The organism is Pseudomonas sp. LS2P72, from assembly GCF_054897865.1.
This window is the reverse complement of sequence record NZ_CM142708.1, coordinates 100204-115102: the sequence shown is the minus strand read 5'-3', so window position 1 is coordinate 115102 and position 14899 is coordinate 100204. Positions and strand designations below refer to the sequence as shown.

7 protein-coding genes are annotated in these 14899 nt (G+C 60.2%); 6 read left to right on the top strand and 1 reads right to left on the bottom strand.

From position 1 onward, the window contains the following. Positions 1–2: 2 nt before the first annotated feature. The 6 genes from pilQ (at position 3) to ACYZUA_RS00415 (ending at position 11724) form a co-directional block, all read left to right on the top strand. Complete coding sequence (pilQ, locus tag ACYZUA_RS00440; protein WP_461961660.1) at positions 3–2093, top strand: type IV pilus secretin PilQ; 2091 nt, start codon at positions 3–5, stop codon at positions 2091–2093. A gap of 4 nt (positions 2094–2097) precedes the next feature. After that, positions 2098–2616 carry a shikimate kinase AroK gene (aroK, locus tag ACYZUA_RS00435; protein WP_010464421.1) on the top strand — a complete coding sequence of 173 codons (519 nt, stop codon included), beginning with the start codon at positions 2098–2100 and terminating at the stop codon, positions 2614–2616. Positions 2617–2766: 150 nt separating this feature from the next. Next, positions 2767–3867: a 3-dehydroquinate synthase gene (gene aroB, locus ACYZUA_RS00430; protein WP_461961659.1), complete on the top strand. Its 1101-nt coding sequence runs from the start codon at positions 2767–2769 to the stop codon at positions 3865–3867. A gap of 10 nt (positions 3868–3877) precedes the next feature. Next, positions 3878–5476 carry an AAA family ATPase gene (locus tag ACYZUA_RS00425; protein ID WP_461961658.1) on the top strand — a complete coding sequence of 533 codons (1599 nt, stop codon included), beginning with the start codon at positions 3878–3880 and terminating at the stop codon, positions 5474–5476. Between the two features lie 350 nt (positions 5477–5826). Beyond that, entirely contained in the window at positions 5827–10272 is a 4446-nt protein-coding gene (gene gltB, locus ACYZUA_RS00420) for a glutamate synthase large subunit (protein WP_461961657.1), read from the top strand. A 33-nt stretch (positions 10273–10305) separates the two neighbouring features. Then, positions 10306–11724: an FAD-dependent oxidoreductase gene (locus ACYZUA_RS00415; protein ID WP_008149580.1), complete on the top strand. Its 1419-nt coding sequence runs from the start codon at positions 10306–10308 to the stop codon at positions 11722–11724. An 82-nt stretch (positions 11725–11806) separates the two neighbouring features. On the opposite strand, the gene ACYZUA_RS00410 is transcribed toward ACYZUA_RS00415, so the two are convergent. After that, on the bottom strand, positions 11807–14896 hold the full coding sequence (locus ACYZUA_RS00410) for a multidrug efflux RND transporter permease subunit (protein WP_461961656.1): 3090 nt from the start codon (positions 14894–14896) through the stop codon (positions 11807–11809). Between the last annotated feature and the right edge of the window lie 3 nt (positions 14897–14899).

Below are 14899 nucleotides of genomic sequence, written 5' to 3'. Positions count from 1 at the left end.
TAATGAACAGGATTTTCTCAACCTTCGGAATTTCGCTATGGATAGCGTTGCTGTCGCCGATGGTACTAGCGGCCAACCTCAACGCGCTGGATGTCGCCGCGCTGCCGGGGGACCGGGTCGAGTTGAAGTTGTCGTTCGATGGGCCGCCACCGCCGCCCCACGGTTACACCACTGAATCGCCTGCACGAATTGCGCTGGATCTGCCTGGCGTCGTCAGTCAGCTAAAAAGCAAAAATCGTGACCTGGGCGGTGGAAATGCCCGCAGCGCCACGGTGGTGCAAGCCAAGGACCGTGCGCGGCTGATCATCAATCTGACCCAGTTGACGCCGTATAACGCACGGGTCGAAGGCAATACGCTGTTCGTGGTGGTCGGCCAGGGCGCCAACAAAACGGCCTCCAGCCCGGCGTCCAAAACGCCGCGCGCAGCGACTGCAACGCCAGCCCCGACGAAAGCCTATGCGCCGGTAGGCAAGGCCATTCGGGGCGTGGATTTCCAGCGCGGTACTCAGGGCGAAGGCAACGTGGTCATCGATCTGTCTGATCCCTCCATCGCTCCGGACATTCAGGAGCGCGACGGCAAGATCATCCTCGGTTTCGCCAAGACCCAATTACCTGAGCGGTTGCGTGTCCGTCTGGACGTCAAGGATTTCGCCACGCCGGTGCAGTTCGTCAACGCCAGCGCCACGGGTGATCGGGCCACGATCAGCATTGAGCCCGGCGGCACCTTCGATTATTCGACTTACCAGACCGACAACAAGCTGACCGTCAGCATTCGGCCGATGACCGTCGATGACTTGCAGAAACGCAACACCGAGCGTTTTGCCTACACCGGTGAAAAGCTCTCGCTGAATTTCCAGGACATCGATGTGCGTTCGGTGCTGCAACTGATCGCCGACTTCACCAATCTCAATCTGGTGGCCAGCGACACAGTGCAAGGCGGCATCACGCTACGTTTGCAGAACGTACCGTGGGATCAGGCGCTGGATCTGGTGTTGAAAACCAAGGGCCTGGACAAACGCAAGATCGGTAACGTTTTGCTGGTCGCGCCGGCCGATGAAATCTCTGCCCGCGAGCGTCAGGAGCTGGAATCGCAGAAGCAAATCGCCGACCTGGCGCCCCTGCGTCGCGAGCTGTTGCAGGTCAATTACGCCAAAGCTGCCGATATCGCCAAGCTGTTCCAGTCGGTGACCAGTGCCGAAGCAAAAGCCGACGAGCGGGGCTCGATCACGGTGGATGAGCGGACCAACAACATCATCGCCTACCAGACCCAGGACCGTCTCGACGAGCTGCGCCGCATCGTCACGCAACTTGATATCCCGGTGCGTCAGGTGATGATCGAGGCGCGCATCGTCGAAGCCAACGTCGACTATGACAAAAGCCTCGGCGTGCGCTGGGGCGGTTCGTTGCAGAACAAGGGCAACTGGAACACCTCGGGCGTCAGCAATAATGGGGCTAATGCTTCATCGACCATCGGTACGCCTGGCAGCACCAGCACCAACTCGCCTTTTGTCGACCTGGGCACCGCCGCCAACACCTCGGGGCTCGGCATCGCCTTCATCACCGACAATGTGCTGCTGGATCTTGAGCTGACGGCCATGGAGAAGACCGGTAACGGCGAAATCGTCTCGCAACCCAAGGTGGTCACCTCGGACAAGGAGACCGCGAAAATCCTCAAGGGCACGGAAATTCCCTATCAGGAAGCCAGCTCCAGCGGCGCTACCTCGGTGTCGTTCAAGGAGGCTTCGCTGTCTCTGGAAGTGACGCCCCAGATTACTCCGGACAACCGGATCATCATGGAGGTCAAGGTCACCAAGGACGAACCGGATTACCTGAACAAGGTGCAGGATGTTCCGCCGATCAAGAAAAACGAGGTCAATGCCAAGGTCCTGGTCAACGACGGCGAGACCATCGTGATTGGTGGGGTTTTCTCAAATACTCAAAGCAAGGTTGTAGATAAGGTGCCATTTCTCGGTGATGTGCCGTATCTTGGCCGCCTTTTCCGGCGTGACGTGGTTTCGGAGAAAAAATCCGAGCTGCTGGTATTTCTCACTCCGCGTATCATGAATAACCAGGCGATTGCTGTGAGTCATTGATTCTGTGCGAAATTTGATTCTTGTTGGACCGATGGGGGCTGGAAAAAGCACCATCGGCCGGTTGCTGGCCAAAGAGCTGCGCCTGCCGTTCAAAGATTCCGATAAGGAAATTGAATTGCGCACGGGTGCCAATATCCCGTGGATTTTCGATAAGGAAGGCGAACCGGGCTTTCGTGACCGCGAGCAGGCGATGATTGCCGAGCTGTGCGGGTGCGACGGCGTGGTGCTGGCAACCGGTGGCGGCGCGGTGATGCGCGAGGCCAATCGCCGGGCGCTGCACGCCGGCGGGCGGGTGGTCTATCTGCATGCGTCTGTCGAGCAGCAGGTCGGCCGCACTTCCCGCGATCGCAATCGACCCCTGTTGCGTACTGCCGATCCGGCCAAGACCCTTCGGGATCTGCTGGCGATCCGCGATCCGCTGTATCGGGAAATCGCCGATCTGGTGGTGGAAACCGATGAGCGGCCGCCGCGAATGGTGGTGCTCGATATTCTCGAACGCTTGCAGCAGCTACCTCCCCGTTAAAGCGCAGCGCGAAATGCGCTATCCTCGGCGTCCTGTCATGGCCGCTCAAGGTTGTGGCGGATGGCTACCGAACGGCGTCACACCAGCAGACGCCGGGACATTCGTTAACTCAAGGCAGGACGCCTGATTCCATCTTCACTGTGGGGACACATGCAGACACTCAAGGTCGATCTAGGCGAGCGCAGCTACCCGATTCATATTGGCGAAGGTTTGTTGGATCAGCCTGAGCTGCTGGCCCCGCATATTCGCGGACGGCAAGTGGCGATCATCTCCAACGAGACCGTTGCGCCGCTCTATCTTGAGCGTCTGACCCGTAGCCTCGCGCAGTTTTCGGTAGTTTCCGTGGTGCTGCCGGACGGCGAAGCGTTCAAGACCTGGGAAACCCTGCAACTGATTTTCGACGGTCTGCTGACCGCACGGCACGACCGTCGTACCACGGTCATCGCCCTCGGTGGCGGTGTGATTGGTGACATGGCCGGTTTTGCGGCCGCCTGCTACCAGCGGGGTGTCGATTTCATCCAGATCCCGACCACGCTGTTGTCGCAAGTCGACTCTTCGGTGGGCGGCAAGACCGGGATCAACCATCCGCTGGGCAAGAACATGGTCGGCGCTTTCTATCAACCGAATGTGGTGCTGATTGATACCGCTACCCTCAATACCCTGCCGGCCCGCGAACTGTCCGCCGGGCTTGCCGAGGTCATCAAATACGGGCTGATCTGCGACGAGCCGTTCCTGACCTGGCTCGAAGAAAACGTCGATCGCCTGCGCGCCCTGGATCAGATCGCCCTGACCTACGCCATCGAGCGCTCTTGCGCGGCCAAGGCTGCGGTAGTGGGTGCCGACGAACGGGAAACCGGTGTTCGCGCCACGCTCAACCTGGGTCACACCTTCGGCCATGCCATCGAAACCCACATGGGCTATGGTGTCTGGCTACATGGTGAGGCGGTCGCTGCTGGCACCGTAATGGCCTTGGAAATGTCCGCGCGCCTGGGCTGGATCAGCGAGCAAGAGCGCGATCGCGGCATTCGTCTGTTCCAGCTTGCCGGCCTGCCGGTTATCCCGCCTGAAGAGATGACTGAAGCCGATTTTCTCGAACACATGGCAATTGACAAGAAAGTGATCGACGGTCGTTTGCGCCTGGTGCTGCTGCGCCACATGGGCGAAGCGGTGGTGACCGACGATTATCCGAAAGAGGTTTTACAGGCCACGCTGGGAGCGGATTACCGCGCTCTGGCTCAGCTTAAAGGTTAATAAGATCCCGATGACTAGTTTGCACGCCGACGAGGCTTTCCTCGGCCATTACCAGTTGAGTCATGACCCTTTTTCTCCACGGGTGCCTGGCTTCAAATTCTTCCCGGCCCAGCGCAAACCGGTGCTGGGGCAACTGCATCACTTGGCACGCTACAGTCAGTTGCTGCTGGTCGTCACCGGCCCGCAAGGCAGTGGCAAGACACTGTTGCGTCAGGCCCTGGTGGCCAGCACCAACAAACAGTCGGTGCAAAGCGTTGTGGTTTCCGCCCGTGGCGCCGGTGATGCGGCCGGCGTGCTGCGTCAGGTGGCTCAGGCGCTGAACGTTGCCCAGGCCGAAATCGGCGCGATTCTGGCTCAAGTGGTGCAGCTTGCACTGACGGGGCAGGAAGTCTATTTGCTGGTGGATGACGCCGAGCAACTCGACGAGTCCGCGCTGGAAGCCTTGCTGGCCCTGGCTGCCGGTGCACCGGAAGGTCGCCCGCATGTGTTCCTGTTCGGTGAATCGTCGCTGATAGCTCAACTGGACGCGCTGAGCCTCGAGGAAGAGCGTTTCCACGTCATCGAGTTGCAGCCTTACACCGAAGAAGAAACCCGCGAGTATCTGGAGCAGCGGCTCGAAGGCGCCGGCCGGGGTATCGAACTTTTCACCGCAGATCAGATCTCTGATATTCACGAAAGCTCCGACGGTTGGCCTGGCACCATCAACCAGGTTGCCCGCGATGCAATGATCGAAGCCATGATTGCCAGCCGCTCAGCGGTGAAGCGTCCAAGTATGGGGTTCAACATGCCGAAGAAACACGTATTGGCGATTTCCGCCGTGGTCGTGGTCGCGGTAGCCGCCGCCTGGTTGATGCCGGGTCGCAGCAAAGCACCGACCACTGGCGCACCTGCCAACGAACAGGCGCAACTGCCGCTCGGCCAGGGTACGCCACAACCTGACAGCGGCGGCGCGCCTGCCGTCGAATTCGCCGGTAACTCGCAACCGATGCCATTGCCGCTGGTCGGTAACTCGCAACCGGTCATGCGCGGTCCGCTGGCTGAGGCCGCCGGTGGTATCACCGAAGGCGATGACGGCGTGCCGGTGGAAGGCTCGAGTGCTACGCCGCCGACCGTGACCACCACCGCGCCGCCTGCGGGCATCCAGCCTGGCCCGGCGCCGGCGCCGGCACCTGCCGCCAAGCCTGTGCCTGCGCCGACTCAGGTTGCGACTGCCAAGCCAGTCCCGGTAGCGCCTGCCGTGAAGCCAGCTCCAGCGCCAGCCAAACCAGCCGCCACCGCTGCCAAGCCTGCCGAGAAACCAGTCACCGTGGCCAAAGCTGCCGGCGGCACCTGGTACGCAGGGCAAGCGCCGGGTAACTACGTGGTACAGATCCTCGGCACCAGCTCTGAAACGGCTGCGCAATCCTTCGTCAAGGAGCAGGGCGGCGAGTACCGTTATTTCAAGAAAGTCCTCAACGGCAAGCCGCTTTACGTCATCACTTACGGTAACTTCGCCAACCGCGATGCAGCCGTTACCGCCATCAAGGCCTTGCCAGCGAAGGTTCAGGCTGGTAAACCTTGGCCTCGCACTGTCGCCAGCGTCCAACAGGAACTGGCAACAACTCGCTGAAGATTCGGCGGCCTTACCCAGGCCGCCTCTCCAAGCACCTCAAAATTTCTGCAAGCGCATGCCGTCTCTCAAGACCGCGTGCCTTGTGGTGTCTGCGTTACAGTAGTCTTTGAGTCGTTGCGGTCAAAATTAAAAAAGTTTTGACTAGCACAGCAGATCGCTTTAAACCTTTCACAAATGCGACATAGATTTGCGACAGTTCGTCGTCAAATTTGTGAGCCTCTGTGTCGCTGTGTACAATGACCACCCTTTTGCCCCCGCTAAGCCGGCGTACGTTCGGCGCGGATGGTAAGTGGTTGAATTGAAAAGAAATTTGCCTCGAAAAGAGGCAGCCTGGTGAGAAAGTGTCTATGAAAGCAGGTCTGTACCAACCAGATGAATTCAAGGATAACTGCGGTTTCGGCCTGATAGCCCATATGCAGGGCGAGCCCAGTCATACCCTTTTGCAAACGGCCATCGAGGCCCTGACCTGCATGACCCACCGCGGTGGGATCAACGCCGACGGCAAGACCGGTGACGGTTGCGGTCTGCTGATTCAAAAGCCGGATGTGTTCCTGCGTGCCATCGCCCAGGAAACCTTCGGCGTCGAACTGCCCAAGCAATATGCGGTGGGCATGGTCTTCTTCAACCAGGACCCGGTCAAAGCCGAAGCCGCTCGCGAGAACATGAACCGCGAGATCCTCGCTGCCGGCCTGACCCTCGTCGGCTGGCGCAAAGTGCCAATCGACACCAGCGTCCTTGGTCGACTGGCCCTTGAGCGCCTGCCGCAGATCGAGCAAGTGTTCATCGCCGGTGATGGCCTGAGCGATCAGGACATGGCCGTCAAGCTGTTCACCTCCCGTCGTCGCTCGTCCGTGGCCAACGCGGCCGACGCCGATCACTACGTCTGCAGCTTTTCGCACAAGACCATCATTTATAAAGGCCTGATGATGCCGGCGGATCTCACCGCCTTCTATCCAGACCTCAGCGACCAGCGCCTGCAAACCTCGATTTGCGTGTTCCACCAGCGCTTTTCCACCAACACCCTGCCGAAATGGCCGCTGGCTCAGCCGTTCCGCTTCCTCGCCCACAACGGCGAGATCAACACCATCACCGGTAACCGCAACTGGGCCGTGGCCCGTCGCACCAAGTTCACCAATGACCTGATGGACCTGGAAGAACTCGGCCCGCTGGTCAACCGTGTCGGTTCCGACTCCTCGAGCATGGACAACATGCTTGAGTTGATGGTCACCGGTGGTATCGACCTGTTCCGTGGCGTGCGGATGATCATTCCGCCTGCGTGGCAGAACGTCGAAACCATGGACCCGGATCTGCGTGCGTTCTACGAATACAACTCGATGCACATGGAACCGTGGGACGGCCCGGCCGGCGTGGTAATGACCGACGGTCGCTACGCGGTGTGCCTGCTCGACCGTAACGGTCTGCGTCCGGCGCGTTGGGTCACCACCAAAAATGGTTTCATCACCCTGGCCTCGGAAATCGGTGTCTGGAACTACCAGCCTGAAGACGTGATCGCCAAGGGGCGCGTTGGCCCGGGTCAGATCTTCGCCGTGGACACCGAAACCGGCCAGATCCTCGACACCGATGCGATCGACAACCGCTTGAAGTCGCGTCATCCGTACAAGCAATGGCTGCGCAAGAATGCCTTGCGCATTCAGGCGACCATGGAAGATAACGACCACGGTTCGGCGTTCTACGACGTAGACCAACTCAAGCAGTACATGAAGATGTACCAGGTCACTTTCGAAGAACGTGATCAGGTGCTGCGTCCGCTCGGCGAGCAAGGCTACGAAGCCGTCGGCTCGATGGGCGACGATACGCCGATGGCCGTGCTGTCCCAGCGCGTGCGCACGCCGTACGACTATTTCCGCCAGCAGTTCGCGCAGGTTACCAACCCGCCGATTGACCCGCTGCGCGAAGCCATCGTCATGTCGCTGGAGATCTGCCTCGGTGCCGAGCGCAACATCTTCCAGGAGTCGCCGGAACACGCCTCGCGCGTGATCCTCAGCTCGCCGGTCATTTCCCCGGCCAAGTGGCGCTCGCTGATGAACCTCGATCGTCCGGGCTTCGAGCGCGCGATCATCGACCTCAACTACGACGAAAGCGTCGGCCTCGAAGCGGCGATCCGCAACGTTGCCGATCAGGCTGAAGAAGCTGTGCGCTCCGGTCGTACCCAGGTCGTGCTGAGTGACCGTCACATTGCCCCGGGCAAATTGCCGATCCACGCTTCCCTGGCCACCGGCGCGGTGCACCACCGTCTGACCGAAAAAGGCCTGCGTTGCGACTCCAACATCCTCGTGGAAACCGCGACGGCTCGCGATCCGCACCACTTTGCCGTGTTGATCGGTTTCGGCGCCTCGGCGGTCTATCCGTTCCTGGCCTACGAAGTGCTGGGCGACCTGATCCGCACCGGTGAAGTGCTGGGCGACCTCTACGAGGTGTTCAAGAACTACCGCAAAGGCATCACCAAAGGCCTGCTGAAGATCCTGTCGAAGATGGGTATTTCGACCATCACGTCGTACCGCGGTGCCCAGTTGTTCGAAGCCATCGGCCTGTCTGAAGAAGTCTGCGACCTGAGCTTCCGTGGCGTTCCAAGCCGCATCAAAGGTGCGCGTTTCGTCGACATCGAAGCCGAGCAGAAAGCCCTGGCCGCCGAAGCCTGGAGCCCGCGCAAGCCAATCCAGCAGGGCGGTTTGCTGAAGTTCGTCCACGGTGGCGAATATCACGCGTACAACCCGGATGTGGTCAGCACCCTGCAAGCCGCTGTGCAGCAGGGCGACTACAGCAAGTTCAAGGAATACACGGCGCTGGTGGACAACCGTCCGGTGTCGATGATCCGGGACATGTTCAAGGTCAAGACCCTGGACACGCCGCTGGACATCAGCGAGATCGAACCGCTGGAATCGGTGCTCAAGCGCTTCGACTCCGCGGGCATCTCCCTCGGCGCCTTGTCGCCGGAAGCTCACGAAGCCCTGGCCGAAGCCATGAACCGCCTCGGTGCGCGTTCCAACTCCGGCGAAGGCGGCGAAGACCCGGCGCGCTACGGCACCATCAAGAGCTCGAAAATCAAGCAAGTGGCGACTGGCCGTTTCGGTGTGACCCCGGAATACCTGGTCAACGCTGAAGTGCTGCAGATCAAAGTCGCTCAGGGCGCCAAGCCCGGCGAAGGTGGTCAACTGCCAGGCGGCAAGGTCAACGGTCTGATCGCCAAGCTGCGTTACGCAGTGCCGGGCGTGACCCTGATCTCGCCGCCGCCGCACCACGACATCTATTCGATCGAAGACTTGTCGCAGCTGATTTTCGACCTGAAACAAGTCAACCCGAAAGCGCTGGTCTCGGTGAAGCTGGTGGCAGAAGCCGGCGTCGGCACCATCGCCGCCGGTGTGGCCAAGGCCTACGCTGACTTGATCACCATCTCCGGCTACGACGGCGGCACCGGTGCATCGCCGCTGACCTCGATCAAATACGCGGGCGCTCCGTGGGAGCTCGGCCTGGCCGAAACCCACCAGACCCTGCGCGGCAATGACCTGCGCGGCAAAGTGCGGGTACAAACCGACGGCGGCCTGAAAACCGGCCTCGACGTGATCAAGGCGGCCATCCTCGGCGCTGAAAGCTTCGGCTTCGGCACCGCGCCAATGATCGCCCTGGGCTGCAAATACCTGCGTATTTGCCATCTGAACAACTGCGCAACCGGCGTCGCGACTCAGAACGAGAAGCTGCGCAAGGATCACTACATCGGTACCGTCGACATGGTGGTGAATTTCTTCACCTACGTCGCCGAAGAAACCCGTGAGTGGCTGGCCAAGCTGGGCGTGCGCTCCCTCGAAGAGCTGATCGGTCGTACCGATCTGCTGGACATCCTCGAAGGCCAGACCGCCAAGCAGCAACACCTGGACCTGACGCCATTGCTGGGCAGCGATCATATCCCGGCAGACAAACCTCAGTTCTGCCAGGTCGACCGCAACCCACCGTTCGACAAAGGCCTGCTGGCCGAGAAAATGGTCGACCTGGCCACGTCGGCCATCAACGACATGAGCGGCGCCGATTTCGCGCTGGATATCTGCAACTGCGACCGTTCGATCGGCGCGCGGATCTCCGGTGAAATCGCTCGCAAACACGGCAACCAAGGCATGGCGAATGCGCCGATCACCTTCCGCTTCAAAGGGACGGCCGGTCAGAGCTTCGGTGTGTGGAACGCTGGCGGCCTGAACATGTACCTGGAAGGCGACGCCAACGACTACGTCGGCAAAGGCATGACCGGCGGCAAACTGGTCATCGTTCCGCCGAAGGGCAGCGTCTACAAGACTCAGGACAGTGCCATCATCGGCAACACCTGCCTGTACGGCGCCACGGGCGGCAAGTTGTTCGCCGCCGGTACCGCGGGCGAGCGTTTCGCCGTGCGTAACTCCGGTGCTCACACGGTTGTGGAAGGCACGGGCGATCACTGCTGCGAGTACATGACCGGTGGTTTCGTCTGCGTATTGGGCAAGACCGGTTACAACTTCGGCTCAGGCATGACCGGCGGTTTCGCCTACGTGCTCGACCAGGACAACACCTTCGTTGACCGGGTCAACCACGAACTGGTGGAAATCCAGCGGATCAGCGGTGAGGCGATGGAAGCCTATCGCAGCCACCTGCAACGCGTGCTGAACGAATACGTCGAGGAAACCGACAGTGAGTGGGGTCGTAACCTCGCTGAAAACCTCGATGACTATCTGCGTCGTTTCTGGCTGGTCAAGCCCAAGGCTGCCAACCTGAAATCGTTGCTTTCCAGCACCCGTGCCAACCCGCAGTGATATGCGCCTGAAGAGTTTGATGAGGTTTTAACAATGGCTGAACGTCTGAATAACGACTTCCAGTTCATCGATGTCGGGCGCAAAGATCCGAAGAAGAAACTGTTGCGTCAACGCAAGAAAGAGTTCGTGGAGATCTACGAACCCTTCAAACCCCAGCATTCGGCCGATCAGGCCCACCGCTGCCTGGGTTGCGGTAACCCGTATTGCGAATGGAAGTGCCCGGTGCACAACTTCATTCCCAACTGGCTGAAGCTGGTGGCCGAGGGCAACATCCTCCAGGCCGCCGAGCTGTCGCACCAGACCAACACCCTGCCGGAAGTGTGCGGCCGGGTGTGTCCGCAGGATCGTCTGTGCGAGGGTGCCTGCACCCTCAACGACGGCTTCGGCGCGGTGACCATCGGTTCGGTCGAGAAGTACATCACCGATACCGCGTTCGCCATGGGCTGGCGCCCGGACATGTCCAAGGTCATACCGACCGGCAAGCGTGTTGCGGTGATCGGCGCAGGCCCGGCAGGCCTGGGCTGTGCCGACGTGCTGGTACGTGGCGGCGTGACCCCGGTGGTGTTCGACAAGAACCCGGAAATCGGCGGTCTGCTGACCTTCGGCATCCCTGAGTTCAAGCTGGAAAAGACCGTGCTGAGCAATCGCCGCGAAGTTTTCACCGGCATGGGCATCGAGTTCCGTCTGAACACCGAAGTGGGCAAGGACGTGACCGTCGAGCAACTGCTCGAAGAGTACGATGCCGTGTTCATGGGCATGGGCACCTACACCTACATGAAGGGCGGCTTTGCCGGTGAGGATTTGCCGGGCGTGCATGACGCGTTGGACTTTCTGATCGCCAACGTCAACCGCAACCTGGGCTTTGAAAAGTCGCCGGAAGATTTCGTCGACATGAAAGGCAAGAAGGTGGTGGTACTGGGTGGCGGCGACACGGCGATGGACTGCAACCGTACGTCGATTCGCCAGGGCGCCAAGTCGGTGACCTGTGCTTATCGTCGTGACGAAGCGAACATGCCGGGCTCGCGCAAAGAGGTGAAGAATGCCAAGGAAGAAGGCGTGAAATTCCTCTACAACCGCCAGCCAATCGCGATCGTCGGTGAAGACCGCGTCGAAGGCGTGAAGGTAGTCGAGACCCGTCTCGGCGAACCGGACGCCCGCGGCCGTCGCAGCCCCGAGCCGATCCCGGGTTCCGAAGAGATCATCCCGGCTGATGCCGTGGTCATCGCGTTCGGTTTCCGTCCGAGCCCGGCGTCGTGGTTCGAACAGCACAGCATCCAGACCGACAGCCAAGGCCGCGTTGTGGCCCCGGAGCAAGGTCAGTACAAGCACCAGACCAGCAACCCGAAAATCTTCGCCGGTGGCGACATGGTTCGTGGTTCTGACCTGGTGGTGACGGCGATCTTCGAAGGCCGCAATGCGGCTGAAGGGATCCTGGATTACCTGGGCGTTTAACGCCCGGCACTGATCTGCGGTAGGGTCAATGTGTGGCAGCGGGTTTGTTCTTTGCGAACATACCCGCTGCTGCAATTGCCCATCAGCGCCGCCGGGTTTTCACCCGTTGCATTACCACTACAAAAAACACCGGTACAAACACCACCGCCAGCGTTGCGGTGATCATCCCGCCGATCACGCCTGTGCCGATCGCCTGCTGGCTCGCCGAACTGGCGCCCGTGGCAATCGCCAGCGGCACCACACCCAGAATGAATGCCAGCGATGTCATCACAATCGGCCGCAATCGCAAACGCGCGGCTTGCAGGGTGGCGTCGATCAAATCGTGACCTTCGTCATAAAGGCTTTTGGCAAATTCGATGATCAGGATCGCGTTCTTCGCCGACAGGCCAATGATGGTGATCAATCCGACCTTGAAGAAGACGTCGTTGGGCATCTCGCGCAGTGTCACCGCCAGCACCGCGCCGAGCACGCCGAGCGGCACCACCAGCAACACTGACGTCGGAATCGACCAACTCTCGTACAACGCCGCCAGACACAAAAACACCACCAGCAGCGACAAGCCGAGCAGGATCGGCGCCTGATTGCCGGACAAGCGTTCCTGCAACGACAGCCCAGTCCATTCCTGGCCCAGCCCGGCCGGTCCTTGCGCCACCAGACGTTCGATTTCCGCCATGGCTTCACCGGTGCTGTAGCCAGGAGCCGGCTCACCGGAAATGCTGATCGACGGGTAACCGTTGTAACGGTTCAATTGCGCCGGTCCTTGAATCCACTTGGCCTGGACGAAGGCTGACAGCGGCACCATTTTTCCCTCGTTGTTGCGCACGTGCATCTTCAGCAGATCATCGACCTGATTGCGCTGCTCGCCCTCAGCCTGGACCACCACCCGTTGCATACGCCCCTGGTTGGGGAAGTCATTGATATAGGCCGAACCGATGCCCGTGGACACCACGTTGCCAATATCGGCGAAAGACACGCCCAGCGCATTGGCGTGCCGGCGGTCGATATCGAGTTTTACCTGTGGCGCCTCGGCAAGGGCGCTTTCGCGGACGTTGATCAGGATCGGGCTGGCTTGTGCGGCTTCCAGCAAATCGCTGCGCGCCTTCATCAGCGTGGCATAGCCGAGGCCGCCACGGTCTTGCAAGCGGAATTCGAAACCGCTGGACGTGCCGAGACCGTCAATCGGCGGCGGCAAAACAACGAACACTTCTGCCCCTTTGATCTGGCTCACCACCGCGTTCGCGCGATCGGCGATGGCCGCCGCCGTGTCATTGCTGCCCCGCTGCGACCAATCCCTGAGCACGGTGTAACCCAGCCCGGCGTTCTGTCCGCTGCCGGAAAAACTGAAGCCGAGCACGAAGGTGCTGTTGTCCACACCCGGCTCGGTGGCGTTATGCGCTTCGATCTGCTTGATCACCTCGACCGTGCGATTCTGGCTCGCGCCGGGGGGCAATTGAATGTCGGTGATCGTGTAGCCCATGTCTTCGACCGGAAGAAACGAGGACGGCAGGCGACTGAACGTTACCACCAGCACAATCAGCAGCCCGCCATAGATGAACAGATAACGCCCGCTGCGTTTCAATGCATACGCGACCCCATCCTGATAGCGGTCGGTCAGTTGTTCGAAGCGACGGTTGAACCAACCGAAGAACCCGCGAGCAGCGTGGTCACCCGGTTCAACAGGCTTCAGCAACGTCGCACACAGCGCCGGGGTCAGGGTCAGGGCGAGGAATGCCGAGAACAGAATGGACGTGGCCATGGTCAGGGAGAACTGCTGATAAATCACCCCGACCGAGCCTTGCATGAACGCCATCGGGATAAACACGGCAACCAGTACCACGGTAATACCGACGATGGCGCCGCTGATTTGCTTCATTGCCTTGCGCGTTGCTTCCTTGGGCGAGAGCCGCTCCTGAAGCATGATTCGTTCAACGTTCTCCACCACCACGATGGCGTCGTCCACCAGGATGCCGATCGACAGCACCATGCCGAACATGGTCAGCACATTGATGGAGAATCCCAGCACCTGCATGATCGCAAAAGTGCCCATCAACGCCACCGGCACCACCAGCGTCGGAATCAACGTATAGCGGATGTTTTGCAGGAACAGGTACATCACCGCAAACACCAGCACCATCGCTTCGAGCAATGTGTAGACCACTTTGGTGATCGAGACTTTGACGAAGGGCGAGGTGTCATACGCGATCTGGTACTTCATGTCCGCCGGGAAATAACGGGTCAACTCATCCATCTTCGCGCGCACCAGCGTCGCCGTGCTCAACGCGTTGCCACCGGGCGTCAGTTGCACGCCCAGTTCGCTGGAAGGCTGGCCATTCAGGCGCGTGCCGAACTGGTATTCCTGGCTGCCGATTTCGACCCGGGCGACATCGCCCAAACGTACGACGGCGCCATTGGTCTCGGCGCGCAGCACGATGTCGGCGAACGCTTCGGGGCTCGACAATTGTCCTTCAACGAGGACCGTCGCGGTGATTTCCTGACTGCCGCTGACCGGTAATTCGCCGAGGCTACCGGCCGCTATCAGCGCGTTCTGAGCGAGTATCGCAGCGTTGACGTCCGCCGGCGTCAGGTTGAAAGCGATCAGTTTTTGCGGGTCGACCCAAATGCGCATGGCCCGCTCGGAGCCGAACATCTGGACCTTGCCGACGCCCTCCAGGCGCTTGATTTCGTTGACCACATTGCGCGCCAGATAATCGCTGAGGGCAACGTTGTCGACATCCGCGCTGGTGCCGATCAGCGAGATGAACAACAGGAAACCTGTTGAGACTTTCTCCACGCGCAACCCTTGTTCTATCACCGCTTGGGGAAGGCGCGACTCGATGACTTTCAAGCGATTGAGTACGTCGACCTGCGCAAGCTCGGGATTGGTGCCGGGTTTGAAGGTCGAGGTGATCGTGGCGGAACCCTGGCTGCTGCGCGATTCAAAATACAGAAGATGATCAGCGCCGCTGAGCTCTTCCTCGATCAGGCTGACGACGCTTTGATCCATTGCCTGCGCCGAAGCTCCAGGATAGGTGGCGACAACTTCGATTTTCGGCGGGGCAATGTTGGGGTACTGCGCCACTGGCAACTGCGGTATCGCCAGTGCGCCGGCGAGCAGGATGAACAGCGCAATCACCCAGGCGAACACTGGGCGATCGATAAAGAACTGCGGCATAAA

Excerpts from the sequence above, each read along its gene's own strand:
- pilQ (WP_461961660.1), top strand. The coding sequence starts at position 3 with ATGAACAGGATTTTCTCAACCTTCGGAATTTCGCTATGGATAGCGTTG.
- aroB (WP_461961659.1), top strand. The coding sequence starts at position 2,767 with ATGCAGACACTCAAGGTCGATCTAGGCGAGCGCAGCTACCCGATTCAT.
- ACYZUA_RS00425 (WP_461961658.1), top strand. The coding sequence starts at position 3,878 with ATGACTAGTTTGCACGCCGACGAGGCTTTCCTCGGCCATTACCAGTTG.
- gltB (WP_461961657.1), top strand. The coding sequence starts at position 5,827 with ATGAAAGCAGGTCTGTACCAACCAGATGAATTCAAGGATAACTGCGGT.
- ACYZUA_RS00415 (WP_008149580.1), top strand. The coding sequence starts at position 10,306 with ATGGCTGAACGTCTGAATAACGACTTCCAGTTCATCGATGTCGGGCGC.
- ACYZUA_RS00410 (WP_461961656.1), bottom strand. The coding sequence starts at position 14,896 with ATGCCGCAGTTCTTTATCGATCGCCCAGTGTTCGCCTGGGTGATTGCG.